The sequence below is a fragment of the Burkholderia sp. NLJ2 genome (genome assembly GCF_049487195.1).
Lineage (GTDB): Bacteria > Pseudomonadota > Gammaproteobacteria > Burkholderiales > Burkholderiaceae > Burkholderia > Burkholderia pyrrocinia.
The window spans coordinates 121001-147103 of record NZ_CP137809.1 but is presented as its reverse complement, the minus strand read 5'-3'; the positions used below and the strand labels follow the sequence as shown (position 1 = coordinate 147103).

General features: G+C 61.6%; 24 protein-coding genes and 1 pseudogene. 11 read left to right on the top strand and 14 right to left on the bottom strand.

Annotated features, from left to right (window positions below):
• Positions 1-22: 22 nt before the first annotated feature.
• Positions 23-1063 (top strand): hypothetical protein, encoded by a 1041-nt coding sequence (locus R9B84_RS17300; RefSeq protein WP_423761036.1) that lies wholly within the window; start codon positions 23-25, stop codon positions 1061-1063.
• A gap of 146 nt (positions 1064-1209) precedes the next feature.
• Here the strand turns inward: R9B84_RS17300 and R9B84_RS17295 are convergent, their stop codons facing one another.
• Complete coding sequence (locus R9B84_RS17295; RefSeq protein ID WP_423760600.1) at positions 1210-2979, bottom strand: histidine kinase; 1770 nt, start codon at positions 2977-2979, stop codon at positions 1210-1212.
• 84 nt (positions 2980-3063) lie between these two features.
• Complete coding sequence (locus R9B84_RS17290; RefSeq protein ID WP_423760599.1) at positions 3064-4476, bottom strand: HD domain-containing phosphohydrolase; 1413 nt, start codon at positions 4474-4476, stop codon at positions 3064-3066.
• 463 nt (positions 4477-4939) lie between these two features.
• On the opposite strand from R9B84_RS17290, the gene R9B84_RS17285 reads away from it, so the two are divergent.
• The gene (locus R9B84_RS17285; RefSeq protein ID WP_423760598.1) at positions 4940-6505 is read left to right on the top strand and encodes an FAD-dependent monooxygenase; all 1566 of its coding nucleotides are present in this window, start codon (positions 4940-4942) and stop codon (positions 6503-6505) included.
• A 105-nt stretch (positions 6506-6610) separates the two neighbouring features.
• On the opposite strand, the gene R9B84_RS17280 is transcribed toward R9B84_RS17285, so the two are convergent.
• From R9B84_RS17280 to R9B84_RS17270, 3 genes are all read right to left on the bottom strand, one after another.
• Positions 6611-6901: a DUF1330 domain-containing protein gene (locus R9B84_RS17280; RefSeq protein ID WP_423760597.1), complete on the bottom strand. Its 291-nt coding sequence runs from the start codon at positions 6899-6901 to the stop codon at positions 6611-6613.
• Between the two features lie 99 nt (positions 6902-7000).
• Positions 7001-8056 carry an aldo/keto reductase gene (locus R9B84_RS17275; RefSeq protein ID WP_423760596.1) on the bottom strand — a complete coding sequence of 352 codons (1056 nt, stop codon included), beginning with the start codon at positions 8054-8056 and terminating at the stop codon, positions 7001-7003.
• A gap of 72 nt (positions 8057-8128) precedes the next feature.
• Positions 8129-8719 carry a flavodoxin family protein gene (locus R9B84_RS17270; RefSeq protein ID WP_423760595.1) on the bottom strand — a complete coding sequence of 197 codons (591 nt, stop codon included), beginning with the start codon at positions 8717-8719 and terminating at the stop codon, positions 8129-8131.
• A 118-nt stretch (positions 8720-8837) separates the two neighbouring features.
• Here R9B84_RS17270 and R9B84_RS17265 point away from each other — a divergent pair, with 118 nt between their 5' ends.
• Entirely contained in the window at positions 8838-9743 is a 906-nt protein-coding gene (locus R9B84_RS17265; RefSeq protein ID WP_423760594.1) for a LysR family transcriptional regulator, read from the top strand.
• Positions 9744-9830: 87 nt separating this feature from the next.
• On the opposite strand, the pseudogene R9B84_RS17260 reads toward R9B84_RS17265, so the two are convergent.
• Positions 9831-10025, bottom strand: a pseudogene (locus R9B84_RS17260) (helix-turn-helix domain-containing protein); the annotation flags it as partial.
• A 159-nt stretch (positions 10026-10184) separates the two neighbouring features.
• Between R9B84_RS17260 and R9B84_RS17255 the strand changes: the two are divergent.
• Both R9B84_RS17255 and R9B84_RS17250 read left to right on the top strand, forming a co-directional pair.
• Complete coding sequence (locus tag R9B84_RS17255) at positions 10185-10541, top strand: STAS/SEC14 domain-containing protein (protein ID WP_423761035.1); 357 nt, start codon at positions 10185-10187, stop codon at positions 10539-10541.
• 290 nt (positions 10542-10831) lie between these two features.
• The gene (locus R9B84_RS17250; RefSeq protein WP_423760593.1) at positions 10832-12100 is read left to right on the top strand and encodes an alginate lyase family protein; all 1269 of its coding nucleotides are present in this window, start codon (positions 10832-10834) and stop codon (positions 12098-12100) included.
• Between the two features lie 61 nt (positions 12101-12161).
• Here the strand turns inward: R9B84_RS17250 and R9B84_RS17245 are convergent, their stop codons facing one another.
• Positions 12162-13607 carry a DEAD/DEAH box helicase gene (locus R9B84_RS17245; protein WP_423760592.1) on the bottom strand — a complete coding sequence of 482 codons (1446 nt, stop codon included), beginning with the start codon at positions 13605-13607 and terminating at the stop codon, positions 12162-12164.
• 344 nt (positions 13608-13951) lie between these two features.
• Positions 13952-14266, bottom strand: coding sequence for a hypothetical protein (locus R9B84_RS17240; protein ID WP_423760591.1), 315 nt, complete (start codon positions 14264-14266; stop codon positions 13952-13954).
• Between the two features lie 203 nt (positions 14267-14469).
• On the opposite strand from R9B84_RS17240, the gene R9B84_RS17235 reads away from it, so the two are divergent.
• Genes R9B84_RS17235 through pstS form a run of 3 tightly spaced genes read left to right on the top strand, consistent with a single transcriptional unit; the run spans position 14470 to position 16119 of the window.
• Positions 14470-14685: a hypothetical protein gene (locus R9B84_RS17235; RefSeq protein WP_423760590.1), complete on the top strand. Its 216-nt coding sequence runs from the start codon at positions 14470-14472 to the stop codon at positions 14683-14685.
• A 42-nt stretch (positions 14686-14727) separates the two neighbouring features.
• Positions 14728-15042: a hypothetical protein gene (locus R9B84_RS17230; RefSeq protein WP_423760589.1), complete on the top strand. Its 315-nt coding sequence runs from the start codon at positions 14728-14730 to the stop codon at positions 15040-15042.
• A gap of 51 nt (positions 15043-15093) precedes the next feature.
• The gene (pstS, locus tag R9B84_RS17225) at positions 15094-16119 is read left to right on the top strand and encodes a phosphate ABC transporter substrate-binding protein PstS (protein WP_423760588.1); all 1026 of its coding nucleotides are present in this window, start codon (positions 15094-15096) and stop codon (positions 16117-16119) included.
• A gap of 28 nt (positions 16120-16147) precedes the next feature.
• On the opposite strand, the gene R9B84_RS17220 is transcribed toward pstS, so the two are convergent.
• The gene (locus R9B84_RS17220; protein WP_423760587.1) at positions 16148-17359 is read right to left on the bottom strand and encodes a MoaF-related domain-containing protein; all 1212 of its coding nucleotides are present in this window, start codon (positions 17357-17359) and stop codon (positions 16148-16150) included.
• A 20-nt stretch (positions 17360-17379) separates the two neighbouring features.
• Between R9B84_RS17220 and R9B84_RS17215 the strand changes: the two genes are divergently transcribed.
• Positions 17380-18546 carry a helix-turn-helix transcriptional regulator gene (locus tag R9B84_RS17215; protein ID WP_423760586.1) on the top strand — a complete coding sequence of 389 codons (1167 nt, stop codon included), beginning with the start codon at positions 17380-17382 and terminating at the stop codon, positions 18544-18546.
• Positions 18547-18774: 228 nt separating this feature from the next.
• Here the strand turns inward: R9B84_RS17215 and R9B84_RS17210 are convergent, their stop codons facing one another.
• Positions 18775-19578 (bottom strand): hypothetical protein, encoded by an 804-nt coding sequence (locus R9B84_RS17210; protein WP_423760585.1) that lies wholly within the window; start codon positions 19576-19578, stop codon positions 18775-18777.
• A 56-nt stretch (positions 19579-19634) separates the two neighbouring features.
• On the opposite strand from R9B84_RS17210, the gene R9B84_RS17205 reads away from it, so the two are divergent.
• Positions 19635-19904: a hypothetical protein gene (locus R9B84_RS17205; protein WP_423760584.1), complete on the top strand. Its 270-nt coding sequence runs from the start codon at positions 19635-19637 to the stop codon at positions 19902-19904.
• A 571-nt stretch (positions 19905-20475) separates the two neighbouring features.
• Positions 20476-22809 (top strand): LamG-like jellyroll fold domain-containing protein, encoded by a 2334-nt coding sequence (locus R9B84_RS17200; RefSeq protein ID WP_423760583.1) that lies wholly within the window; start codon positions 20476-20478, stop codon positions 22807-22809.
• Positions 22810-23391: 582 nt separating this feature from the next.
• Here the strand turns inward: R9B84_RS17200 and R9B84_RS17195 are convergent.
• The 4 genes from R9B84_RS17195 to R9B84_RS17180 form a co-directional block, all read right to left on the bottom strand.
• Positions 23392-23658: a hypothetical protein gene (locus tag R9B84_RS17195; protein ID WP_423760582.1), complete on the bottom strand. Its 267-nt coding sequence runs from the start codon at positions 23656-23658 to the stop codon at positions 23392-23394.
• 89 nt (positions 23659-23747) lie between these two features.
• Positions 23748-23981: a hypothetical protein gene (locus R9B84_RS17190; protein WP_423760581.1), complete on the bottom strand. Its 234-nt coding sequence runs from the start codon at positions 23979-23981 to the stop codon at positions 23748-23750.
• A gap of 623 nt (positions 23982-24604) precedes the next feature.
• On the bottom strand, positions 24605-25273 hold the full coding sequence (locus R9B84_RS17185) for an HAD family hydrolase (protein WP_423760580.1): 669 nt from the start codon (positions 25271-25273) through the stop codon (positions 24605-24607).
• Between the two features lie 205 nt (positions 25274-25478).
• Positions 25479-25916, bottom strand: coding sequence for a hypothetical protein (locus R9B84_RS17180; protein ID WP_423760579.1), 438 nt, complete (start codon positions 25914-25916; stop codon positions 25479-25481).
• Positions 25917-26103: the final 187 nt, after the last annotated feature.

Genomic DNA, 26103 nt, shown 5'->3' with positions numbered 1-26103 from the left:
CAAGTCACTGCAGGATCTCATCATGAAATCATTGAGAAACCGACGCGCCGGCATCGCCGCGCTGCTTGCGATGTCCGTCGCGATCATTGCCGCCGGTCTTGTCGCGCACCGGCCGTCCCGTGCGGCCGACGCCGCTGCACCTGCTCCGCTTCCGTTACGGCAAGTTGCCGATATCCCGCTGCCGGGCGGCACCACGCGTTTCGACTACGAAAGCATCGATCCGAACCGCAATCTCCTTTTCATTGCACACCTCGGCGACTCGGAGATCGTCGTCGTCGACTTGCGCGCGTCAAAGGTCGTGGCACGCATCGGCAATGTGTCGTCCGTGCATGGCGTACTGGCGGTTCCCGAGCTGTCGCGTGTCTACGCATCGGCGACGGGAACCGACGAAGTCGTCGCGATCGATACTCGAACGCAGAAAATCGTCGCGCGCATCCCTGGCGGACATTACCCGGACGGGATGGCCTACGTGCCCGACGCGCGCAAGCTATACGTTTCCGATGAATACGGGAAAACCGAAACAGTCATTGACGTGCGGACGAACCAACGCATCGCCACGATCCCGCTCGGCGGCGAAGCCGGCAATACACAATACGATCCGGTATCCCGCCATGTCTTCGTGAACGACCAGACGCACGACCGGCTTGTCGAGATCGACCCGGCCGTGGATCGCGTCGTCAATCGAATCGATCTTCCGGGTGCACGGGGCAGCCACGGGCTGTTGATCGATCCGCGCAGTCGGCTCGCCTTCGTCGCTTGCGAAGGAAACGACACACTTCTCGTGCTCGATATGCGCTCGATGCGGCCGGTCCAATCATTCGACGTCGGCGGGAATCCAGATGTGCTCGCCTTCGATTCGGCGCTGTCGACGCTCTACGTCGCAGGCGAAGCGGGCGTCGTATCGATGTTCCAGGTGGAAACCGGCCGTATCCGCGAGATCGGCGAGAGCCGGCTCGGCCCGAACGCCCATGTCGTTGCAGTCGATCCGGCAACGCATCGGTCGTATTTCCCGCTGAAGAATGTCGGCGGGAAACCCGTGCTGCGCATCATGCAACCGGTGTAACCGGCGAGAAACTCACATCCGCAGGTTCCATCTCACGGTCGGTCCGTGACGGGGGAATGCGACATGACGACTTCTCGGCCACCCGTCCACCGACCGCCTGCTGTCCCGCACGTATTCGAGCGAGACGGAGGCGGGCATTGGGGTCCTCATGCCCGCTGCGCCAGCGCCGCCGCGTTCGCGTTGTCGCGTGCCCGCCGGACCGGCAGCCGCACGCAGAACGTCGTGCCGCGCCCGGGTTCGCTCGTCACGTCGATTGCGCCACGATGGCGCTCGACGATGCCGTGCGATACCGACAAGCCAAGCCCCGTTCCCTGCCCGACCGGCTTCGTCGTGAAGAACGGATCGAAGATCCGCCGGACGACGTCGGGCGACATGCCCGTTCCGGTGTCGCTGATCGCGATCGACACTTGTTCGCCATCGTTCGACGTGCGAATCGTGATGACGCCGCGCTCGGGAATCGCCTGCACCGCGTTGACCAGCAGGTTCATGAATACCTGGTTCAGTTGCGACGGCAGACATTCGACCTGCGGCAGGTCGCCGTAATCGCGCACGATGTCGGCCTTGTACTTGAGTTCGTTATGGACGACGTTGAGCGTGCTCTCGAGGCCCGCGTGGAGATCGACCACGCTCCACTCGTCGCTGACCGGGCGCGAGAAATCGCGCAGGTCCTGCACGATGCGCCGCACCCGCACCGCGCCATCGATCGATTCGTCGATCAGCGTCACGATCTCGTCGCGGACGTAGTCCAGATCCGCCGCGCGGCTCATCGCCGTCAGCGCATCGCGGGCGGCGGGGTCGAGCTGCGGCAGCACGGCTTCGTGCGCCGCGACCACGTCGAGCAGGCTTCGCACCCAGGTCTTCAACGTATTGAGGTTCGCGCTGACGAAGCCGATCGGATTGTTGATCTCGTGCGCGACGCCTGCCGCGAGCTGGCCGATCGACGCGAGTTTTTCCGACTGCAGCAACTGCACGTGGGTTTCCTCGAGCGCATGCAGCAGGCGCCGCTGTTCTTCCCGCTCCTGTTCGAGCCGCGCCTGGGCCGCCTTGCGTTCGTCGATCTCGGTCGCCATGTTCTCCCGCGTGCGCTGCAGCATCTCCGTCGACTGCTCGTAGCGGTGCAACGCACGTTCGAGTTCGGCGGTTCGCATTTTCACGAGCCGCTCGAGCGTGTCGGTCATCCCGCGCAGAAAGGTTGTGCGCGCATCGAAGCGGCTGAGCAGCAGTGTGACGATCAGCGTCGCCATCGTAAACAGCGCGACGGTCGTCGCGAGCCACGGCGCGTCGATCCCGTTCGCGGCGCCGCATCGAGCGTCCGGCGCGAAATGAGCGGCTGCCATCCCCGTATAGTGCATGCCGGTAATGGCGATGCCCATGATGACGGCCGCGCCGACGCGTTGCGCGGTCGCATGACGGGCCTGCTGCGCGCGCAGCGCCTGCGCAATCCATAGCGCGGCGGTCGATGCGATCACCGCTATGCCGATCGATGCGGCGAACAGCGCGGGATCGTAGCGAATGCTGGGTTGCATGCGCATCGCGGCCATCCCCGCGTAGTGCATGCCGGCAATCCCGCCGCCCATCAGCGCACCGCCCGCGCACAGTCGCCGCCAGCCCAGCCGCGCACGCGTGACGACGTTCAGCGCGAAATACGACACGAGCACGGCGATCGTGAGCGATGCGCCCGTGTCCGGCAGTGCATAGCCGAGCGGGATCGGCAGCGAGAACGCGAGCATGCCGACGAAATGCATCGACCAGATCCCGGTTCCCATTGCAGCCGCGCCGCCGCCCAGCCACGCACGCTTGAGCTTCGGGTTGTCGAGCAGCGAAATGAACGCGGCCAGGTCGAGCGTCGTATAGGAGGCCAGCGTCGCGATGACGAGCGACAACAGGACGAGCGGGAGATTGTAGGTGCCGTGCATGATCGAGCGCCCGAATCGATATGAATGCGTTGCCGCGGCACACGGTCGAGCGCGCACCGCAGCCGTCACGCCGCGTATCCGACGTCAGGCGGGCGGCATGCCCGCGGCGGGCGTCTGCTTCGACTCGGCCGCGCCGGCCAGAACGAGGATGTCGAACGGCATCCCTTCCCGCGTCTCGAAGCGGCGCACGAGCTCGATCTGGTGCGCCGACATCACGCTGCCTTTCGTCATCAGCAGCACGCCGCGATGCGTGCGCAGATCGTCGGCGAGCTGCATCCCTTCGCGCAACTGCGCGGACTTGATCTCAGCGACGGACGCCGCGATGCCGAGACTCGCCGGATCCCGCATCAGTTCGACGAAGCGCTCGACGAGCTGCGGGTCATACCGCACGCCGGCCTGCGACCGCAACGCATCGAGCGCCTGCTCGAGCGAATGCGGCGCACCGATTTCGCCGTTGCGCAGCCCTTCGAAATCGCGTGCGATCGCAACGATCCGCGAACCGGGCGGGATCGCGTCGCCGGCCAGCCCGTCCGGCGTGCCGCGTCCGTTGAAGCGCTCGTACTGGTGAAGCACGATCGACGCGACCTTGTGCAGTTGCGCGACCGGCGTCAGCACCATCTGCGCGCGCAGCGGATGCTGCTGGAACAGGCGGTGTTCGTCCGTCGTCATCCGCGTGAGCGGCTTGTGCAGAAATTCGTCGGGCAGCGACAACTTGCCGATGCCGTGCAGCAGCCCCGCGAAATAGACGTCCTGCGCGTGCAGCTCGCTCATCTCCGACGCCAGCGCGAGCCGGCGCGCAATCTCGCCGACCCGCATCGCGTGCCCGCCGGCGGTCCCGCAACGCAGTTCGATCATGCTCGCGCAGACCTGGACCATCGCCGTGAAACTGCTTTTCAGGTCGCGTTGCGCCGCTTCGAGGAACATCACGGTCTGGCCGAGTTCCTCGGTGCGCGCGCGCACCTGCGTTTCGAGTTCCGTATTGAAACGGCGCAGCGCATCGTTCTGCGCCTCGGTCAGCGCGGCCAGCCGGATCGCTTCGCGGCGCAAATGCCGCTGCTCCAGCGCCTGTTCGATGGTCAGCAGCAGGTCGTGATCGTCCCACGGCTTGTTCAGGTAGCGATACACGCCGCCTTCGTTGACGGCCTGCACGACCGACGCGATCTCCGCATAACCGGTCAGCAGGATGCGCATCGTGTCCGGGTACAGCGCCCGCGCGCGGGCCAGAAATTCCGCGCCGCTCATGTGCGGCATCCGCATGTCGGACACGATCAGGTCGACTTCGGTCGACGCCAGGATCTCGAGTGCGGCCTCGCCGCTGTCGGCAGTCAGGATGTCGTAGCCTGCCGGACGGAACACGCGCTTGAGCGCCGACAGCACGCTCGGTTCGTCGTCGACCAGCAGGATCGACGGTGCGCGGCACGCGTCGTCGGATGCGGCTGCCGCTTCGCGCGTTTCAGGCAATGCCTCGTTCGGCCCGTTTGTTGCAGATGTCGTCATAATTGGCCTCGGATCAATTATTCACACCATATCTCTCTGCAACATCGGCTTGTACGGCGTTTTCCTATATCGGGAGAAACGCTAATACGTCCAATCGTGAACGCGAATGAAGAACGTCACAAACATAAGTCAGTTGTGCAACTGCCGTCGAGACCCGTTCCGGTTCGTGCCAACCCTGTGTTTCGCGCGGGCTCGACGTAACACGCCAGCGCGACATCGCACTGCGGCGAGCGGATCGTCGCCGCTATTTACGCGTCGTCGCGGCGGTGTTATAACGCGGTGTCGAAAAAGGCAGACTTGGTTTGGTAAGCCCAAGTCCTTTCGTTAGCGAAAGCTCTGGTCTTTGCCCCGTGCACGAGATCCCCACGACGAACATCTGACGCTGACCAGGCGTCCGAACGTTCGTCCGTGTGGCGCTCAACTTGAGGAACGCTCCGGTCGAACATCGACACAGGAGTGGTTCATGCACGCGCACCATCAAGATATTTACGACGTCGTGATTGCCGGGGCCGGCCCCGTCGGTCTGTTTCTCGCCTGCGAGCTTCGCCTGTTCGAGCTGTCGGTCCTCGTGCTCGAACGCGCCGAAACACCACACGCTCCGTTGAAGCGCCCACCGTTTGGAATGCGCGGCCTGTCGGCCCCCACCCTCGAAACGCTTGACAGGCGCGGGCTGCTGGACGAGGTAATCGAGGCCGAGCGCGCTGGCCATATCGCAGACAAGAGTGCGACGGTCGCGCACTGGATGCAGCAGCCGCGCCGGCCCGCCGGTCATTTCGCGGGCATTCAGTTCCATCACGACGACATCGATACCTCGAAGTGGCCGTATCGCCTGTCAGGCTCGGCCGATACCAGCATGGCAGTTGCAGTGGAGACACTCGAAACGGTCCTGGCTCGTCGAGCCAGCGCGATGGGATGCGAGATCCGGCGAGGCCTGAGCGCCGACGCATTCCACGAGTCGGATGACGCGGTAACCGTTCATGCGGGTGGGGACACTTTTCGCGGGCGCTGGCTCGTCGGCTGCGACGGCGGCCGCAGTGCGATTCGCAAAGCAGGCTCCTTCGATTTCGTCGGCACGGATCCCGAGTTCACCGGCTACTCCGTCGAGGTCGAAATGCTTGAGCCGGAGGCACTTCCCCCCGGCCGACACTACACATCGACGGGCATGTACACCTATGCGCGGCCCGGCACGATCGCGATGGTGGAATTCGACGACGGAGCGTTTCACCGACTTCACCCAGTCACGCTGGAGCATGTACAGGCGGTACTGCGCCGCGTGTCCGGCACCGACATCACGCTGACCAGGCTCGGGCTGGCTACCACGTGGACGGATCGCGCGTTCCAGGCAACGCGCTATCGGAACGGGCGCGTGCTGCTCGCCGGTGACGCCGCGCACATCCACTCTCCGTTGGGCGGTCAAGGGCTTAATCTTGGGCTCGGAGACGCCATGAACCTGGGCTGGAAGCTGGCAGCCACCATCCGTGGCGATGCGCCGGCCGATCTGCTCGATAGCTATCAAAAAGAGCGCCATCCGATAGGAACTCGCGCTCTCGATTGGTCGCGTGCGCAAGTCGCACTGATGCGACCTACCCCCAGCACACGCGCGCTGGAAGCGATCATGCGTGATCTCATCGAGACCCGGGATGGCGCAACGTATTTCGCCGAGCGCGTATGGGGTGTTTCGCTGCGCTACGATTTTGGCAGCCCTCATCCGCTGGTAGGCCGCAGCGCACCTGATTTTGAACTGGTCGACGGAACGAAGGCAGGTCGCCTGTTGCGCGACGGACGGGGACTCCTGCTGGACTTCGACTCCGACGCGTCGCTACAGGTGCTTGCGAACCATTGGCGCGAGCGCCTCACCTATGTCGCAGCCGACGCCAAGGATCGGTTAGGTCTGCGAGCTATATTGGTGCGCCCCGACGGATTCGTCGCATGGGCATGCGAAGCTGCTCCCGACCATGAAGCACTCGCCCACGCCATATCGCGATGGTTCGGCGAAACCGAGCGTGCGGGCGATTCGCCGCGTCGATAGCAACATCAGAGCGCGCCTGCGTTCACACGTTGGTCTGCTTTCGGTCGTAGTCGTCGTCGGAGAATTTCAATCGCCCGCTGGTGTTCGGGCGCTTCGCCGCCAGCGTCATGACGTCCCTTCGAGGATCACGAACGTCCCGGTCGCTGCCCCGGCGCGGAGCGCCTTGGCCGCCTGATATTCGGGGCTTCGATAGAAACGCCTGGCCTCGGCCAACGAATCGAACTCAAGGACCACATGCCGCTCGTGGGCCTCGCCTTCGAGGTTTTCATACGCTCCCCAACCCGCGATGACCTTGGGATTGAATTCTTTCATTGCATCGCCTGCGGCTTCTGCGTAGGCGGCGTAAACAGTGGCGTCCGAGACGCTGACATGTGCGATCAGATAACCCTTTGGCATGCCTATCTCTCTCTTTCAGTGGGCGCGTTCAACTCGATGCGGGGCGCATTCATTCGGATAACCGCCGATGTCGACGATATGGATGTGCAGCAGCCGGTTCTAATTCGACGCATCGGGCTTGAACGGCAACGGACGCCTGCTCGCGTCCTGACGATCGATCATCCAGCCGGGATAGCAGCGAGGCAACGCACTCACGGCTTCAAGACGCGCAAGCTCGTCCTCGGTGAGCGCGACATCGACCGCACCGAGATTGTCTTCGAGCTGTTCGACCCGTTTGGCGCCGACAATGACGCTCGTGACAAACGGCTTGGCGAGCAACCAGGCGAGCGCGATCCGGGCGACCGAGACACCGCGCGTGTCGGCGATGGCGCGCATCTCCGCAACGCACGGCCAGGCCCGATCGAGATCGACCGGCGGAAAATCGAAATGGCTGCGCCGCGAACCTGCTTCGGCGGGTGCTCCGGGCCCAAACTTTCCGGAAAGCAATCCGCCGGCAAGGGGCGACCAGACGAGCAGCCCCATCCGCTCCTCGATGACGAGTGGCACCAGTTCGCGCTCCACGTCGCGTCCGGCGATCGAATAGTAGGCCTGGAGCGTCTCGAAGCGCGTGGCGTGCAGCGCTGCACTCAGCCCGAGCGCCTTGCCGATCCTGCCTGCGCGCCAGTTCGACACGCCGACATAACGAACCAGCCCCTGCCGCGTGAGATCGTCGAGGGCACGCAGCGTCTCTTCGATCGGCGTGACGGAATCGCTCGCGTGTATCTGGTAAAGATCGATATGGTCGACCTGGAGCCGTTCCAGGCTCCGCTGCACGGAATCCATGATGTGACCGCGCGATGCCCCCTGCTGGTTGGGTTTCGGGCCCATCACGCCGGCCGTCTTCGTCGCCAGCACGATCTCGCTGCGCGGTACTCCGATGTCTCTCAGCGCCTGTCCGACGACGCGTTCAGACTGGCCAAAGGAATAAATATCGGCGGTGTCGATGAAATTGATTCCCTCATCAAGCGCGCGGGCGATCAACTGGTTCGCGTCGTCCTGACCGAGTGCGCCGATCGCCCTCCACATGCCGGCGTCAGCATTGCCGCCCAGCGTCATCGTGCCGAGGCACAGCTCGGAGACATACAGGCCGGTGCGGCCAAGTTGCTTGTATTTCATGACCATTCCCTTCAAGCGTGGCTGGATAACATGTGGCGGCGTCCGGTCTGTCGCGTCGCGCGCGCCAGGCGTTCAGTTGCCTTGAGACTTTCCGGACCGAAACTGTCCGGCGATCGTCGCGACGCGTGCGCCATAACGGCGTGCCGTCTCGAGATCCCCTGGCGACATCTCGGCAGGCGACGCATCGGCAGGCGTCTGCGCCATCGGCGCGATATAGGAGCCCATACGATTCAGGTCGTCACGCACCGAGGCTTTCACGTTCGCCGGCTTGATATCCATACCGACCCAGATGCCGCCGTGCTGCCCGGCAAGCAGAACGAAATATTCGAGCGTATTGAGCTTGTCGCCGTTGATGCTTGCGCTATTGGTAAAGCCGCCGAATATCTTGTTTTGCCACGCACTGTCGAACCAGGGCTTCGAGGATGCGTCGGCAAACTTCTTGAACTGCCAGCTGGGGCCGCCCATGTAGGTCGGCGAGCCGAACAGGATCGCATCCGCGCCGGCAAGCGTATTCCACGCATCGTCGGCAATGTTTCCGTCGCTGTCGATTGCGACGAGTACGGCACCGGCGCCTTCGGCAACAGCGCTTGCCATACGCTCGGTATGCCCGTAGCCGGAGTGGTAGACGACGACCGCTTTAACCGGAGAGGTGTGTTGAATCATGGTGGTTCCCTTTCGTTCGAGTCGTCCGCTGTGGACGACATGGGAAGCCACTCTACTGAGTCACAACTGAGTTATAAATGATGACAAATTGAACGTTCCGTTACTCGCTGGGTGAACAATGCAAAACCTCGACGCGCTTTTGATCTTTGCCCGTGTCGCCGAAATGACGAGCTTCACGCGTGCGGCCGAAAGCCTCGGTATTCAGAAGGGACGTGTCTCGATGGTGATCCGTGGGCTCGAGCGAGATGTCGGTGTTGCGCTCTTGCACCGGACCACGAGGAGCGTGCAGCTGACTGAAGACGGGCGCGCCTTTTATTTGCGCGCACGGGACCTGCTGGCCGAAGTACAGGAATTGCAATCGATGTTCTCGGGGAATGGCACGCCACTGCGGGGAAGGTTGCGCGTCGACATGCCCACCGAGCTGGCACGAAGCGTCGTGGTTCCCGCGCTCCCGCAACTGATGGCGGCGCATCCGGATCTGGAACTGGAGCTTTCCAGCACCGATCGGCGTGTCGATCTCGTGCAGGAAGGATTCGATTGCGTGATCCGTCTGGGTCCGATCGTCGACGAGACGCTGATTGCCCGACCGCTGGGCAAGCTTCGCATGACAAATGCGGCGAGCCCGAGCTATCTGGCACGGTACGGCATACCGCACACGCTCGATGATCTGCGCAGCCAGGGGCACCGGATGATCCACTACACGCTGACACTCGGCGCCAGGCACGCCGGATGGGAATACCCGGACGGCGACGGCTATGCGTCGCTTCCATTGCCAAGCGCGATGCAGGTCAATAGTGTGCAGACCTATCATGCAGCCGGGCTTGCGGGCATCGGGTTGATCCAGGCGGGATATTCGGCGCTCGCGCATCACATCGAAAGCGGCGCGCTCGTGGAGGTTCTGCCGGACTTGCGTCCCGAGCCCCTCGCCGCGTCGCTCGTCGTGGCCCATCGGCGTAACCTGTCGCCACGCGTCCGGGCCTTCATGGATTGGATCGAGCGGGTATTGGAGCCGTATTTTGATTGACTTTCGGGTGTGGCGGCTCAAAGGGGCAGCGGACAATTTGTCAGGTATCCGGGATGGGATTCAACCGGTCGATGCAACGGCTTGATGGAACCGCTCGCCGGTTTCCGTGAGCCTGAGCGTCCGGATCGATCGCTGAAACAGCCGTACCCCAAGGTTGCGTTCGAGCATCGCCACCTTTCGGCTGACCGCAGCCGCGGTCGGCCCCAGCTTGCGTCCCGCCTCGGAAAAGCTGCAGCCTTCCACCCCCCGTCCCTGCTCGTCCCCAACCGAACGGCTGGCCATGACGGGCGCGAAAATCGCAACGGGGCGGGCCCGTGAGCCTACCCTGAACGGTGCTGACCGGGCTGTATGGAAAGGCGTACGATGAAGACATCATCGAACGCCACGCTCATCCGCGCCGCGCTTGAGTGTGTGACGTCTCCCCAGTCAGGTGGTCTTGCCATGATCCTGTATCGCACCGAGCCCGACTCCCCTGTCATCGAAATTTCCGTCGAAGGCAAAATCACCGACCACGATCTGCGCGAGGCCATCGAGCGCATGCGTGGCGATCTCGAACTGCACGGCAAGACCCGCGTGCTCGAACGCATCGAGCATTTCAACGGCATCGAGCCGAAGGCGCTGTGGACCGACATAACGCTCGGCGTTCCCGTGAGTCGCAAGGTCACGCGCGCCGCCGTGGTGGCCGATGCAGGCTGGATCCGAGCCTCGATACATCTGGCGCGGTTCTTTACGAAGGCCGAAGTCAAGGTGTTCCACGTCGACGAGCTGGAGCAGGCGCGCGTCTGGATCAACACCTGAGCGCCGCCAGCGAATTTCGTAGCAGTCCGGATGTGCGTCCGAGCGCGATTGACCGTAGGCGGTCCGTCAGCGACGCCTGTTGGATCGGCATGCGCAGAATCGGAATGTGTCTCCCCGGGATGACGGACGATTCTTTACGGCTTGCTTACTGTCAACCGTAGCGTCGCGAAGACCGTTCATACGTTGCAAAGCGGCTTTCTCCCGACGGCCCGTTCAACGTACGCCGGTTCCTGTTCGAATCCATGCTGGTTCTTCCTCAGCCAGGCCGGCGCAACCATTATCGGAGCCACATGGCATTTCGTCTGTCCTTGCGAGCAGCAGCCACGATTCCCGTTCTCAGCATCGTGATGCTTGGCGGGTGCATCGCCGCGACGCAGAGCCATACCGACGTGACCGGTTCATATCAGTCACACACCGACGCACATCCGAAGCCTGCGCCCGGCGCCCGCTTGACCGGCGCACCTCTTGTTCACCCCGGCCTGCTGCATACGGAGAGCGATTTCACGCGCATGCGCGAGAACGTCGCCGCGCGGCGGCAGCCGTGGTTCGACGGCTGGCAACGCCTGATTGCCAACCGGCATGCGTCGCTCGACTGGAAGCCGAATCCGCAGCCGGCCATCTATCGCGGACGCAACCCCGACCACGCAGAGAATTACGCCACGCTCTTCAACGATGCCGCTGCGGCCTACGCGCTTGCACTTCGGTGGAAGATCACCGGCGACGATGCCTACGCGCAACACGCCATAGAAGTCCTGAATGCGTGGTCGCGCACGCTGACGATGATCGGTGGCAGTTCCGACAAGTTCCTGGCTTCCGGTATCTACGGCTACCAGCTGGCGAACGCCGGCGAAATCCTGCGCACGTCCCCACTGTGGCGCGCCGACGATTTCCGGCGCTTCCAGTCGATGATGCTGGGCGTGTTCTATCCGATGAACCACGATTTCCTGACGCGGCACAACGGCGGCAAGATCGACCATTACTGGGCCAACTGGGATCTCGCCAACATGGCATCCATGCTGTCAATCGGGGTCCTGACCGACCGTCACGACATCTATGCCGAAGCGGTCGACTACTTCAAGCATGGCGCCGGCAACGGTTCAATCGAACACGTGGTGTGGAAGCTGTATCCGGATGGGCTGGGTCAGGTGCAGGAAAGCGGGCGCGACCAGGGGCATACCATGCTCGATATCGCGCTGCTCGGGTCGTTCTGCCAGATGGCCTGGAGCCAGGGGGACGATCTTTACGGATATGACGACAACCGGTTCCTGCGCGGAGCGGAATACGCCGCCCGATACAACCTCGGGAAGGACGTGCCTTACACGCAATACACGAACAGCGACGTCACGCAGCCCGTCATCTCGCCGGGTTCACGCGGTGACGGGCGTCCGATCTGGGCACTCGTCTACAACCACTACGTTGTACTCAAAGGGCTCTCCGCGCCGGACGTCGAGGCTTATGCCCGCAAGGTCGCGCCGGAAGGCGGCGGTGGCGACTACGGTCCCAACAGCGGCGGCTTCGATCAACTGGGATACGGGACGTTGACCTATACGCTTAAATGACCGCCAGAGGGCCGCAAACCGCCAGCGCTGTTCCAGCGCCGGCGTGCCCCCTCCCCACGGATCACGGTTGACGTTTGCCGCGGCCACCAGCGGGTTTGCCAGCCGGCTTGCGTGAACCCGCGGCTGGCTTGCCGGCGGGTTTGCTGCGTGGCTTCTGCGCGCTGAACGGGCTACCGATGGTGTAGTCCGGGCCGTTACCGGCGGCCGTCGCATGCTGCGCCGCTGGCGTGCGCCTGCTTTCGCCACCTTGCGGACGCAGCTTCTTGCCGGGTGCTTGCTTGGCAACCGGCGCAGCTTGCGGCACTTTGGGCTTCTTCGGCTTTTTGGGTTTCTTGATGATCTGGCCGGTTGCGCTGGTTTCCGGCACGCGGTGTTCGGCTTCAAAACCCGGCTCTTCTTCACGGGGCAGCGTTTGCCGGATCAGCGCCTCGATCGCGGCCAGTTGCGGCGCTTCATCGGCACACACGAGCGACACCGCCACGCCGCTGGCGCCCGCGCGGCCGGTACGGCCGATACGGTGCACATAGTCTTGCGCCACGATCGGCAGATCGACGTTGATCACCAGCGGCAGATCGTCGATATCCAACCCGCGCGCGGCCACATCGGTGGCGACCAGCATATTGACTTCGCCCGTCTTGAAGCGCTCCAGCGCACGCAGGCGCGCGGGTTGCGGTTTGTCGCCGTGGATGGTGTCGATCGCATAGCCCGCTTCATCCAGCATGGCCGCCAGGTAATCCACGCCTTTACGGGTTTTGACGAACACCAGCGCGTGCTCCCAGTTGTTCTCGGCCACCAGGTGCATGAAGAGATCAGGCTTGTTCCTTTTATCCACTGGCACCACCCACTGCTTGATCTTGCTGGCCGTGACATTGGGCGGGCTGACGCTGATATTGACCGGGCCGCGCAGAATGCCCGCCGCCATCGCGCGGATATCGTCGGTAAACGTGGCGGAGAACAGCAGCGTCTGGCGCTGGGCGGGCAACGCGGCAAAGACGGCGTTGAGTTCGCGCGCGAAGCCCAGATCCAGCATGCGGTCGGCTTCGTCCAGCACCAGCGTTTGTACTTGATCGAACTGCACTGCGTTCTGGCGATTGAGATCCAGCAAACGGCCCGGCGTGGCAACGAGCACATCCACGCCCTTGCGCAACTTCATCATCTGCGGGTTGATGCTCACACCGCCGTAGGCGGCCAGAAATCGCAAGTCGAGGCCTTTGCCGTAGTCGATAAAGCTTTGCAGCACCTGTTCAGCCAGTTCACGCGTGGGCACCAGCACCAGAACGCGCGCGCGGTTGCTGGACACCGCCGGGCCGTGTTGCACCAGCCGTTGCAACAGCGGAAGCGCAAAACCCGCCGTTTTGCCGGTGCCGGTCTGTGCCGCAGCCATGACGTCCTTGCCGCTGAGCACAACAGGAATCGCCTTGGCCTGCACCGGCGTAGGTGTCTGATAATTGCGGTCCTGCAGATTACGCAGCAAGGGATCGATCAGGCCAAGCGAGGCAAAAGACATGGACGTATTCCGGGCTAAAACCGCAATTCTAGCGGTTACCGCACCGATTGCAGCGCGCACATCCATGTGTCGGACAGATCGACGGCGATCGCCACTGAAAAACGTGGCGGTGCCGGGCGCCGCACCGGCAAGCCGTACTACGCGGATTTCCGCTGCACGCGGACAGATCGCTTCCGCCGCGACTTGAACCGCTCCAGCTCTTTGTCGGAGAGCACGTAATCGTTGCAGTCGTGCAGGCGCTCGAACGCGAGATCCAGGAATGCCTTCACGCGCTTGGGCAAAGCAGTTCGGCTTCGCTGCGTCCGGTCGTCAGGCCTTGAAGCTCGTCAACCTTTCTACGGCGCTCATCGTGTCGCCGCCAAGGAATCCTGCCCTGCCCGCGTCTTGCCAACCCGGACGAAATCGGAAATGTTCAGAGGGACTGTATCCGCCTTCGCACTCGAGCGCGTCTTCCTGGCGGCACTCAGGATCGGCCGCAGGTGTTCATAAAAGCACTCGAGCTGTCGCGCATCGGACGCCAGTCGCTCGAGATCGAGCGCCCTCTCAAGAACCGTCCGCGCAATATGAAAGCGTTGAAGTCCGCGCCCCACACGAATCTGAAAGACCACACCATCGCTGTTGTGCGGCACTCCTGCCCAAACAAGCGAACCGCTGTCCATGAAGCCTCCGAAGAATCGCAATCGTCATATCAATATGCCAGCAAGCTCTCACGGCGCAAATTGGTATTTCAAAATTGTGACGCTTGGCGCATCGGAATTTTTACAACAACCCGAATATTGCGGTGCAGCAAAAATGCCCGTAGACTGGGTTCGCACCTTCGATGTAGTTGCCCCGCAGTCGCCCCATGACGGGAGAGCACGCCATGACGACTTCTTCACCCGCACCGAGCCAGGCGCCCCCCGCCCTCCACGTATTCGAACAAGATGGGGGTTGGCATTGGGGCATCACCGTTCCTCGCTCCGTCGGAAGCGGCTTCAAACTGATCGCATTCAGCGAGCACATCTTTTCCGCTGAAGACACTGCCCAGCGCGACGGCGATCGAGCGTTGGCCTCCATCGTGGCAAATGACGGGAACTGAGCGTTTCCGGCAGTTGCACGCTCCTTGAGTTTTCACATCCAGATGCAATACTCCTATCACCCTCCGATGCGAGACCACTCGCCGCGCGCCATGACGGCCCCCGCCACTTGTCTGACATACCCGATCGTCTGCGACGATCTGAGCCTGTCGTTCTCTGCCTACGGCACGGGTTGGGGGTACGTTGCGATCAAGCTCCCGTCCGACATCATTCGAGAAAAGCTCGGCGCACACACGGCGACACCCGAGCAGTTGCTCACCGCATTTGAAAGCAATCGCGAGAAGATCGTTGTCGCGGTCAATCGACATGCACTGCCGAACGACGGCCGCCACATCCGGCTCGACAAATCGGACTTCTAGATCGGAACCAGCGTGTGGGCCAGCATGCCGACCGTAGACAGGAGGTGATACATGAACATCCGGATCCTGGTTCCCTGCCTCCTCGCGCTTGTAGCCCTCTCCGCTCGAGCTGCCGATATCACCGGTGCAGGGAGTACGTTTGCCACACCGGTCTACACAAAATGGGCCGATGCGTACAAGAAGGCAGGCGGCGGCAAGGTCAACTATCAAGGCATCGGTTCGTCGGGTGGTCTGAAGCAGATCAACGCAAAGACGATCGATTTTGCCGGGTCGGACGCGCCGCTGAAGGATGACGAGCTCGCGAAGGAAGGTCTGTTCCAGTTCCCGACCGTGATCGGCGGCGTGGTGCCGGTCGTCAATGTGCCGGGCGTGAAGTCAGGCGAGCTGACGCTGTCGGGCCCGGTGCTCGGCGACATCTACCTCGGCAAGATCAAGAAGTGGAACGCCCCGGCGATCGCCGCACTGAACCCGAAGGTCAAGCTGCCGGATACGGACATCGCCGTCGTTCGCCGCGCGGATGGATCGGGCACGAGCTTCATCTGGACGAACTACCTGTCGAAGGTCAACGGCGACTGGAAGTCGAAGGTCGGCGAAGGCACGACGGTCAACTGGCCGACCGGCACGGGCGGCAAGGGCAACGACGGCGTCGCAGCCTTCGTGCAGCGCCTACCGGGCGCGATCGGCTACGTCGAGTGGGCGTATGCGAAGAAGAACAACATGGTCTACACCGCACTGAAGAACTCGACGGGCACGGTGGTCGAGCCGAAGACGGAAACGTTCAAGGCCGCTGCCGCCGGCGCGAACTGGTCGAAGTCGTTCTACCAGATCCTGACGGACGAGCCGGGCAAGGATGCATGGCCCGTCGTCGGCGCGACGTTCGTGCTGCTGTACGCGAAGCAGGATAAGCCGGAACAGGGCAAGGAAACGCTGAAGTTCTTCGACTGGGCCTTCCGCAATGGCAACCAGGCCGCCACGGATCTCGACTACATCTCGCTTCCGGATCCGGTCGTGTCCGAAATCCGCAAGCAATGGAAGGCGAAAATCAAGGACGCCTCCGGTAAAGCGCTGGTGGATTGAGATCGTTGGACGGACCTGCCGATTCCGTTTACTCCCGACCCACGAGCTTCAGCGTACCGGACATATGCAGGAACTGTCCGTCCTTCAGGGCGATGTTCGAGTTCACCGTGCCGCGCCCGAAATCCTCGACATGCACGACGTTCGAACCGGTGCTCGGCTCGTGCCAATACACCATGTACACCTGCGGACGAATCTCGCGCGCCGTGTACTGCACCGTATCCGTCACGCCCTTGAACTGGCCGGCCGTGCCGATGAACGACATCGTCTTGTCGTCCTTGAAGTGCAGATCGAATACGGTATCGCCGAATTGCACGCGTGCCGTCTTGCCCGCCGCAGGGAACGGCGCCGGCGCGGGCCACTGCATCTCGCCCTTCGCCACCTTCGCGCTCATTTCGAGCGACGGCTTCGCGCCAAGATCCGGATAGCGCGCGTCCATCGCGGCAATCAACGCCGCCGAATCCTTCGCGCGTGCGGTTTCCTGGTCGAACGCCTTCAGATAGTCGCGCGTGAACGCGACGCCGGTCGTGTACGGCTGGCTGCCGTCCCGATTCGGCAGGAAGTGGCCGGGCACCACCCGCACCGGCTTCAGCGCGTCGATACGATCGAGCGTCGCGAGCCAGTTCGCGTGCGACAACGGCGACTGCGTGTCAGCCATCCACACGTGGATATTCGCCGCGACCGGGATGCCGCCCACCACGGTCCGCTCGGACGGAATCCACACGAACGTGCGATCGGGCGTCGGGCCGTCGAGCCCGACGATGCGCAGCGCCTGACCGTCGACCGTCAGCGTATTGCCGTCGAGCGGCTGCGGCACGATCACCGATTTCGGCGCGTTGTCCTTCAGGATCGGCCCCCAGTACGCGAGCTTGCCGTCCTTGCTGGCCTCGATCGCGGCGATCGTCTGCGGGGTCGCGACGATCTTCGCGTCCGGAAACGCCGCGTGAATGGTGTCGAGCCCGAAGTAATAGTCGGGGTCGCTATGGCTCACGTAGACGGCCTTGAGCGCCTTGCCGCTCGCCTTGATCCGGGTCACGAGCGCCTGCGCGTCGCTGCGCTGGAATTGCGCATCGATCAGGATCGCCTCGGTCTTGCCCGAGACGATTTCCGACGAAACCGGGAAGATTCCGTTGGCGCCGGGATTATAGACATCGACAACCAACGGGCCGGCGATGCTGGCGGACGCGACCCCGAACATCGCGGCGGCGGCGAACACGGAAGAAATCAGATGACGTATCGACATGACGAGACTCCTGAGCAAAGTTGAGTGCACACAAATTAAATGAAACTTTGTCAGTTACAAATAGCCTGTCCGTTGATCGTCTATTTCCTGTTCGGCACGAATCGACCGAAAAAAGGTCTGAAGTCTGGCTAGCCGCACAGGTAAGCGGCCAGTCGCAAACCCTGAAATCCAGCCGACCTGAGCCTTGCCTCTACACCAGCACGGCGCTTGCGCCGTCGCGGCAGCCGAAATTTCCGTTTGGTAAACTGCACGGCCTGATCCCTGACCTTCTCGCCGAGTCTATGGCTACTGCACAGTCGGACAACGCCTCTTCCGAGTTCATTCCGGCCGACGTAAGGCAGACCGTCGTCACCCAAACGTTGCCATTCGCGCAGATCGGCATCAGTCGGCTGAAGTCGGCGCGGAGAAATATGGGCCGGACTGCGCCCTATGACCTCGAAGACGCCGATCTCATCGTGTTGCAATTGCGCGCTTTCGGCGAACAGGAATTGTGGCTTGACGGACGTGCCGCTCGCTTCGTCCCCTACAAGGCAGGGACCGTGACGATTCACGACCTCGACCGCAGGTGGGTGGCGGATCTGAAGGGGACGTTTGACTGCATCCACTTCCATCTCCCTCGCCGAACGCTGGAGGAGACGGCCGATGAAATCGGCGGCCGGCGGCGACCGCAGCTTTATTTGCCGCCGCACTTGAGTGAAACCGACCCGATCATTCATCACCTCGGACAATCATTGCTGCCCGCGTTGGCGCAGCCCGAGTATGCGTCGCAACTCTTCATCGACCATGTCGCGCTCGCTTTTCAGGCGCATATCGCACATCAGTACGGCGGCATCGGCGAGCGGCGGGAAAAGCAGACCGGCAAACTCACGCCGTGGCAGGAGCGACAGGCAAAAGGGCTTCTGTTCGAACACCTGAACGGAAAAATTTCGCTTGTCGATGTGGCGAAGGCCTGTGGTATGTCCCGCAGCAATTTCGTCAAATCCTTTCATCAGACCACGGGACTGCCCCCGCATCGCTGGCTGATCAATCAGCGCGTAGAGCTGGCAAAAAAGTACCTGCGCACGTCCCCCATGCCTCTGAATATGATCTCGGATTTGTGTGGCTTTGCGGACCCCAGCCACTTCACGAGGACATTCACGCGCCTGACCGGCGTCACACCTCGTCAATGGCGCGCGGACAACCGTTGATTGAGTAGCACGGTGCTACTGCGATGCTTTGCAGGATCGTTTTCCGGATATGAGGCGACAGAAACCGACGTTCGAACCGGCACGGCAAGGGACCGTTCCGGGCCGGCCGCGGGCTTTGTGTAATTGACGCAACTGCCCGTGCCAACCCCGTCGCAAAGCAACTGTCAGTGTCCCAAAGGCCGCTGACAACCCAGCCACCGCCGACGGCCTGCTTTACGTCGACTTCGGTCAGGGCTTCACATCCCCTTGCCCGGAACCCGTGGTCGCAGCAATGCGGCTTTGCGCAGCGACGAGTTGGTCATCCGTGGTCGCCACCAGCCACAGATGCGTCTGCTCCTCGATCCGGCGGTTGTGGTCCTTCAACGGGCCCATCGTGGCGGCGGCCTTCCAGACCACTGGGGCGATTCGGCTTTTCCTGCCCGACGGTGCGCCTACCAGCAAGCAGTATGGTCCCAGCGGAAGCGATACAAACGGAAGTGCCGGACTGGTGCGCACGCGCCAGTCAATGAAGGGCGTGTCACCGATCAGCAGCGGCATGGGCAAGCCGTGGAGCACACTGAAATCGTACAGCGCCAGTTGTTCCCGCATGCCGACGTAAATGCGCCGGATGTCGGCGACAACCGCGGCGCGGATCTCGTCATCGAACATCGGTTCCTGCGCGTAGCGAGCGAATGCCTTTCGAGCCTCCGGTTGATATGCGCTGAACAGGCCAATCTCCACGCAATCCTGCACGGCGCGCTGAACATCCGCTACAGAACCGGCTTCCTCTGGCTTACCCAACTGAGCCGCCCGCAAAAACCGGGCAAGTCCTGCGTCGTGGATCGCGGGACGATCCGCGGATGCATCGTCTTCAGCGCCGTTGCCAAGGGGCACGTAGACATATTTCTCGGCTGCGAAATGCGATTTCTTGCCTTCATCGAACTTGATTTCGCCATCGACGCAGTCCAGATAACGTGTCCCGATTCGACCATGCTCCCAAACCCAGTTTTTCAGCAGCGGACGTAGCGGATGCAGGCTTTCGTGATCGGTCATTGAACCCTCCAGGTTGCCCAGTATAGTTCCAAGTCGTCGATTGTTCCGTGGACGGCATGGCGATCGATCAAACCAATGGATCAGCCGATTTCAATCAGCCGGGCGGCAAGTGCTCGGTGCGGATTCAACCGGTCGGCCACCGCATGCCGGTCGCTTGCATTGGACACACCAAAGGACATCAATTTTCCTTACAAAACGACGACACGAACATGGCAGCGGCCTTGGCCCGGTATCGCGACTTCATGAGCTACGTTTTGCTGTCTGCGCCAGATGACTTTCCCGCAGAGGATTCCTTGTCATCGGACGAACAAATCACTCACGCTTGAGAAAGCATTTGCAGAATTGCCGGGCTCGCTGCCAGTTGTCGTGCCCAGGATTTCGTCGGATTGCCTTCCTCTCCTAAGCAGTTGTCGAGAAATTACGCCAGCGGGGCTGTTTTCTCTTTTCGTTCGATGTTCACCTCCTGTCTTGTTTTATCCGACAGGAAGCGATGCATGGAGCACTCGTGGACGACGAACCGCGGTCGCTCTTCGAACCGTTGCTGCCGGTGCGAGCGCCGCGCAATCGCCAATACGCAGGATGCCTATCGTCCAGGGTGACCGGCTGCCATGCCGAACCACACCCGAAGCAGTGGTCGCATCAACGCACCCGATGACGGCGGCGTTCAGTTTTCCGAAACTGCGTCGTTAACTTCGTACGGGCAGCGCGCATGTCGAGCGTGCCGTCATTTCTTTGTCGTATTCGCCAAAGGATGCCGGCACGGCTGGGCATATCGCTGACAGCGTTCGCAACCCTTTCACAAGTGCTGCTTCGCGCCCGATCACGCAAACGTTTGCCAGGCGGCCCGCGGTTGCGTCCGGAACACGGTGCCTGGCCTGACCGTTGCGCCGGTCGCTGTTGTCCGCTCATGCCAGATCAGAGTTGCGTCGACGAACGTCTTTATCCCTACGACAAGCTGACAACATGACGATTAGAGAAACAAGCCCCATTGCGCAGGACGGCAAAGCAACCGATTTCGACCAGATCGAGAACTGGATGACACTCCCGGGAAGCGGCATATCGCGTCGCAGTTTCCTGTGCAGCCTCGGTGCCCTGGCGCTCTCCGCATGCGGAGGAGACGGCGGCGAATCGCTGCTGGGGGCGAACACCCGGTCGATCGCGAGTTCGACTACCGGTGCAACGACGGTCGGACACGCTGCGGCGGCAGCGTCACCCATGGCGTTCGTGCATCCCGGTTTGCTCCACACGCAAAGCGATTTCGATCGCATGAACGCAAAGGTGGCGACGCAAGCTTCTCCGTGGATCGACGACTGGAAGGTGATGCTGTCGAAGAACCTGGCCAACACGTCCTGGACGCCGAATCCGCAATCCATCGTCTATCGCGGATCGCCATCGGGCAATAACTGGTGGTATCTGGCATGGGACGTGGAGGCGGCCTACATCGATGCGCTGCGCTGGAAGATCCAGGGCGATACGGACGCAGCGAACAGGGCGGTCAAGATCTTGAATGCGTGGTCCGGCAAGCTCACGCAGATCTGGTGGGCCAACGGTTATTACGACGGCTTTCTGGTCGCGGGCATTCAAGGTTACAAGCTTGCCAACGTCGGCGAGATCATGCGGTCGTATTCCGGTTGGGCGCCGCCGGACTTCGCCAGCTTCCAGTCGATGATGAAAAACATCTTCTATCCGATGAACTCGGGCATCACGAACCTGGCGAATCCGAGCAGCATCAACGTGTATTCGAACTGGGACCTGTGCGCGACGGCGGCGGTCATGGCGATCGGCGTTCTCTGCGACGACAGCGACATGTTCAATGCGGCGGTCACCTATTTCAAGCAGGGGCAAGGCAACGGCGGCATCGCGCAGATGGTCTACTTCACGCACCCTGGCTACATGGGCCAGACGCAGGAGTCGGGCCGCGACCAGGGGCACAACACGCTCAGCATTACGCTCGTCAGCAGCATCTGCGAAATGGCGTGGAACCAGGGCATCGATCTGTACGGCTATGACAACAACCGCGTCCTTTCCGGCTGCGAGTACGTTGCCAAGGGCAACCAGATCCAGTCGGGTTCGACGTACTACAGCATGCCGTTCATGGCCTACTCGAATCAGTACGCGAACGACACGCAGTTCTCGACCGCATCGCAGGGCATCAAGCGGCCGGAATGGGCGCTCGTGTACAACCATTATGTGAACCGCCAGGGTATCGCCGCGCCCTATTCGGAAAAATTCTCGGCCCTGGTCACACCGGAAGGCTCCGACGACTACCCCGCGAACGGCGGCTTCGACCTGTTCGGGTTCGGCACGCTGACCTGCCTGCGCGATCCGATCGCGAAGGGCGCACCGCCGAGCGGGTTGTCGGCGGTCACGACGTCGGGTCAAGTGGTCCTCTCGTGGTGGGGGACCGCCTATGCGACGAGCTACACCGTCAAACGCGCCACCGTGTCGGGCGGCCCCTATGCCGTGGTGGCGAGCGGCATATCGGATCTGCTGACCTATACCGATGCGGGGCTCGCCGCGGGCACGTACTACTATGTCGTGACGGCAACCGCCGCATCGGGCGAGACCGCCGCGTCGAACGAAGTTCAAGCGGTCGTGGGCATCTCGCTCGATACCCGCCTGCCGTTCGGCGACGGGAGCGGCACGATTGCCGCGGACACGAGCGGCCACGGCAACAACGCGACGCTCCAGGGCGGTGCGGCATGGGCGACCGACAGTATCCGTACGGCCGTTTCGCTCAACGGCAGCAGCGCCTACGTCAGCCTTCCCGACGATATCGTGAAGACGACCGGCGATTTCACGATCTCCGCGTGGGTGTATTGGAACGGCGGTCAAACGTGGGCGCGTATCTTCGACTTCGGCTCGAGCTTCAATCGCTACATGTTCCTGACGCCGAACAGCAATACCGGCAAGCTGCGGTTTGCGACTTCGCTGAACCAGGGGTGGACGCAATCGGTTCTGGAGGGGCCGAGCGCGTTGCCGTCGAAAACGTGGGTCCATGTCGCCGTCACGCAGTCCGGCAGTACGGCGACGCTCTACGTCAACGGAGCGGCCGTTGCGTCGAATAGTGCGATGTTGTTCTCCCCGTTCCAGATCGGCCATACCACGCAGAACTGGGTCGGGCGGTCGCAGTTTCCGCATGATCCGTACTTCAGCGGGAAGATCGCCGATTTCCGCATCTACCGCGGCCAGTTGTCGGCGAGTCAGGTTGCCGCGCTTGCGGCCGGTTGAGCGACAGGTTGCAACGCGGGCGCCAATCCTTGCCCGGGATTGGCGCGATCGGCTCTCGCTGTCGACCAGCATGCCGATGATCGTGGCGAGCAGGCGCTGGGTCGGAGCGCTACGCGACCCGGCAGTTCATTCGAGCGGGGCAAGCCTTGCTTCGTGAGGCATTGGGCGGAGCGGTGCATGCATGCGCGACGCTTCGCCCGTTCAATAATCCCTGCCAGTCCTCCTGTCGGTCGAGTCGCGTTTCGAGAGCGCATATGGCTTCGGGTTCGGAAGCCGCTCGCCGGTTCGTCGCCGACGTGCCTGATCTCGGCAACGGGCGTCGCGAGAAAAACATCGAACCGACAGCCTCGCGCGGTTGCCTATGTCATGCAGTTGCCCGCGGTAATCGGGCTGGCTGGCCCGCTTCCCACCAGCCATTCACACGTGATGGACATGACCGAGATTTCCACGCCGCCGATGCCGCCCACTCCGCCAAAACCCACGCCCGCTTTTTGCATCGACGGGTTGAATCCGCAACCCTTAAGAGACGGTCGCCCAATCCCAAAGGGAGCGCTCATGAATTCGCTTGTAGGCAGCGCCACGCTACAGGTGGAACAGGAAGGAAAGAATAATGACAGAAAAGAACGCCAGCCCCACCACCCCTTGGTATCTGAATCGTCGAACCATCTTGGCGGACACAATGTCTTCTGCAGACATGTTGAAAAAGAATTTGAACCACCATCGCCAGACCCGTGATCTGCAATAGAAGGCCAATATCCGTTCTGGACGAAATGCCATGATTGCTGACATCACGATGCCGTAAGCGATCACGCCAAATCCGAAAATGATGCGGTAGGTCGATTCGTTCACGTAGCGGCCTCAGATCGACATATCGAGGAAATGGACAGAACGTCCGAAATTGGCCGGCAGCCGAGCGCCCACCCACGACCGGACGAACATCAGCCTGCGTGCTCTGCAATCAGGGCATATGCCAACTCTTCATACCCTTCGACACTTTCGTCCCCGCGAAAGCAGGAAACGTCCATTCGACCATCATCGAAAACGTCGACCTCAACGCGCATTCCGACGAGCGTCACCGATACCAGTATCGTGTCGCTGCGGTGACGCGACAGCGAGTAGTACAGTCTCTTTTCGTCTAATTTTTGAAGTAGTTTGTACAAAGGGTGAGTCATGATTTTCTCCCTCTTCGGCGTCTCGCCGTCCCGATTCCACTTTGAAACGCCACTTCTTCCGTGATTCGTACCACTTCGGCTCGCCTCCGTCCCTCCCTCTTTCCAGGATCGGGCGCTGTCGACTCGAAACGGGCAGATCGGAGCAGCACATCGCGCGAACCGCGCACCCATACAACAATCACAATCTAGATTGTCGGCCGCAACTGGCGCTTCGGGGTTAGCACTACGTTGTGGATTGGCCCGCATCTTATGCGCCGGGTCGGGGCGCTAAAGCCTGGGCGGGAACACAGGTCGCTGCCGTTCCCCAACACCAGCAACTGGCCGACCGGCAAGCTTTGCGCAGGGAGATTCGGGCCGATGGCAAACTCGGGCAGCCAAAGCAACTTGTCCGGTCACATGAGCACGCAACACGCAGCAGCACCTGCAACCGTCACCCCAATGATGAATAGGTCTCTGCGCCTTATCTGATAAGGCTGGAATACGAAAACTACGCAGATGGATTTCGTGATCGGCCGGCCGCTGCCGACCCGAATCGGGCGTTGAACGTTGTTAGCACAATTGACTGCTTTCAACCTGAAAGCAGACGCGATTTGCGTGGGCTTACGACGTCTAGCCGGCTTGCCTTAGCTCAACAGGAATGGCAATGCTTGCTCGAGATCGGGAAAGACAATAGCGCCGAGCGCAGTCAGCACGTCCGCTTTTGGCGGAGTGCCAACGCCAATAAATTCGAGGCCGAGATACTGGGCTACTTCGTGGTCCCAACGTCCGTCTCCGACCGAAACGGTACGACAAGCCGATCCGATGCAATAGTGTCGACGAGCACGCTCAACAGCTGCAGCGACAAGATCTGTTCGTGAAGGATACTGCGACGCCGTAACAAGCAGATCGTCGTCAAACGGGATACCGACAGCCTGTAGTTTCCGCTCGCCGACGCGCCTCACACCTCCAGTCGCAAAGACGATTCCCCAACCAGACGCCACAGCCTCCCGCACGAACATGCCGGCGCCAGGAATTTCCCTGAGTTCCTGGCGGGAAAGCGCGTCCACAAAATGACGATCCACATCCTGCTCGAAGGAAGCGACGCCTGATGCGCTCATCGGGCTCCAACCGTTGGACGATAATGCATGTGCGAGGATTCCCGTGTCGGTGTGGTGCGGATAGCGCCCCCAATCAGTGTCGAGGGCCGGCAGCCCCAAGGCCAGCATCGCAGCCAGAAAAGCGGACTGATGCATTGCGACCGAGTCCGTTAGCGTGCCGTCAATATCCAAGACAAGTATGCGTTCAGCTTTCATTGATCACCAGCACATAAAGGACAGAAAAGCGAATATACGAAGCCTGGGGCAGCAGCCATTCTACTGTGGAACATCAATGACGGCACATGAAGGCATGCCCGTGATTGTGCCGATGACCGAAACTGGCTGCAGATTCAACTGGTCAATTCAACAAATGGCCGGATGACGACCTTCGCGCAGCCCCTTCGGGCCGCTGCTAAACTCGTCATTTTCCACCTAACCGCCGTGAGACTACGAACACCTCGACGTCCGACATTGAACATTCCTCGGTCGACGCATCACTTTCAGTGACGACTTCTATGGTTGCACCACTCTTCTCGGCAAAGATAACGAGATGTATTTGACGGTACAGGTCTTCTCCAATTTGTTCCGATGCGAGTCGAACCGTCTTGGTCTTACTGAAGTCAAGCTTGTCGTTACTCGTTAGCCCTGCATTCTTGAGATGCACGAACGCCATACCGGTAGGCCAACGCTCCACTCCAGCGCAGTCCGGATGTTCCGCGACCGCAGCTGCGCTCCACGAAATACATGTTGCAGCGACGAACAAGGACCAGATCCGAGTGCGGACAGCAGCGCCCGCATCCGGCGAAAGTCCGCCTTCCATGACCTGTAAACTTGGCGCGGGTAATTTCGCATGAGCCATTTGCAGGGTGCTTATGGATTTGTGTGACGATTATCGGCAATCAATGATGATATCCCTGGTATTTATAAGGACTGCGGCTTCCACGAATATCAAGGCGATACCTGAGAAAGCAGATATTGCATGCCAATAGCTGTACTTCCAGATCGATCTGGTGACCTCATGGCATGAGCCGTGCGCGCAAATAAAA

Excerpts from the sequence above, each read along its gene's own strand:
- R9B84_RS17290 (WP_423760599.1), bottom strand. The coding sequence starts at position 4,476 with ATGACGACATCTGCAACAAACGGGCCGAACGAGGCATTGCCTGAAACG.
- R9B84_RS17220 (WP_423760587.1), bottom strand. The coding sequence starts at position 17,359 with ATGTCGATACGTCATCTGATTTCTTCCGTGTTCGCCGCCGCCGCGATG.
- R9B84_RS17265 (WP_423760594.1), top strand. The coding sequence starts at position 8,838 with ATGCAAAACCTCGACGCGCTTTTGATCTTTGCCCGTGTCGCCGAAATG.
- R9B84_RS17185 (WP_423760580.1), bottom strand. The coding sequence starts at position 25,273 with ATGAAAGCTGAACGCATACTTGTCTTGGATATTGACGGCACGCTAACG.
- R9B84_RS17295 (WP_423760600.1), bottom strand. The coding sequence starts at position 2,979 with ATGCACGGCACCTACAATCTCCCGCTCGTCCTGTTGTCGCTCGTCATC.
- R9B84_RS17235 (WP_423760590.1), top strand. The coding sequence starts at position 14,470 with ATGACGACTTCTTCACCCGCACCGAGCCAGGCGCCCCCCGCCCTCCAC.
- R9B84_RS17250 (WP_423760593.1), top strand. The coding sequence starts at position 10,832 with ATGGCATTTCGTCTGTCCTTGCGAGCAGCAGCCACGATTCCCGTTCTC.
- R9B84_RS17180 (WP_423760579.1), bottom strand. The coding sequence starts at position 25,916 with ATGGCTCATGCGAAATTACCCGCGCCAAGTTTACAGGTCATGGAAGGC.
- R9B84_RS17230 (WP_423760589.1), top strand. The coding sequence starts at position 14,728 with ATGCAATACTCCTATCACCCTCCGATGCGAGACCACTCGCCGCGCGCC.
- R9B84_RS17190 (WP_423760581.1), bottom strand. The coding sequence starts at position 23,981 with ATGACTCACCCTTTGTACAAACTACTTCAAAAATTAGACGAAAAGAGA.
- R9B84_RS17270 (WP_423760595.1), bottom strand. The coding sequence starts at position 8,719 with ATGATTCAACACACCTCTCCGGTTAAAGCGGTCGTCGTCTACCACTCC.
- R9B84_RS17210 (WP_423760585.1), bottom strand. The coding sequence starts at position 19,578 with ATGACCGATCACGAAAGCCTGCATCCGCTACGTCCGCTGCTGAAAAAC.
- R9B84_RS17245 (WP_423760592.1), bottom strand. The coding sequence starts at position 13,607 with ATGTCTTTTGCCTCGCTTGGCCTGATCGATCCCTTGCTGCGTAATCTG.
- R9B84_RS17300 (WP_423761036.1), top strand. The coding sequence starts at position 23 with ATGAAATCATTGAGAAACCGACGCGCCGGCATCGCCGCGCTGCTTGCG.
- R9B84_RS17275 (WP_423760596.1), bottom strand. The coding sequence starts at position 8,056 with ATGAAATACAAGCAACTTGGCCGCACCGGCCTGTATGTCTCCGAGCTG.
- R9B84_RS17240 (WP_423760591.1), bottom strand. The coding sequence starts at position 14,266 with ATGGACAGCGGTTCGCTTGTTTGGGCAGGAGTGCCGCACAACAGCGAT.
- pstS (WP_423760588.1), top strand. The coding sequence starts at position 15,094 with ATGAACATCCGGATCCTGGTTCCCTGCCTCCTCGCGCTTGTAGCCCTC.
- R9B84_RS17285 (WP_423760598.1), top strand. The coding sequence starts at position 4,940 with ATGCACGCGCACCATCAAGATATTTACGACGTCGTGATTGCCGGGGCC.
- R9B84_RS17280 (WP_423760597.1), bottom strand. The coding sequence starts at position 6,901 with ATGCCAAAGGGTTATCTGATCGCACATGTCAGCGTCTCGGACGCCACT.
- R9B84_RS17255 (WP_423761035.1), top strand. The coding sequence starts at position 10,185 with ATGATCCTGTATCGCACCGAGCCCGACTCCCCTGTCATCGAAATTTCC.
- R9B84_RS17205 (WP_423760584.1), top strand. The coding sequence starts at position 19,635 with ATGGCGATCGATCAAACCAATGGATCAGCCGATTTCAATCAGCCGGGC.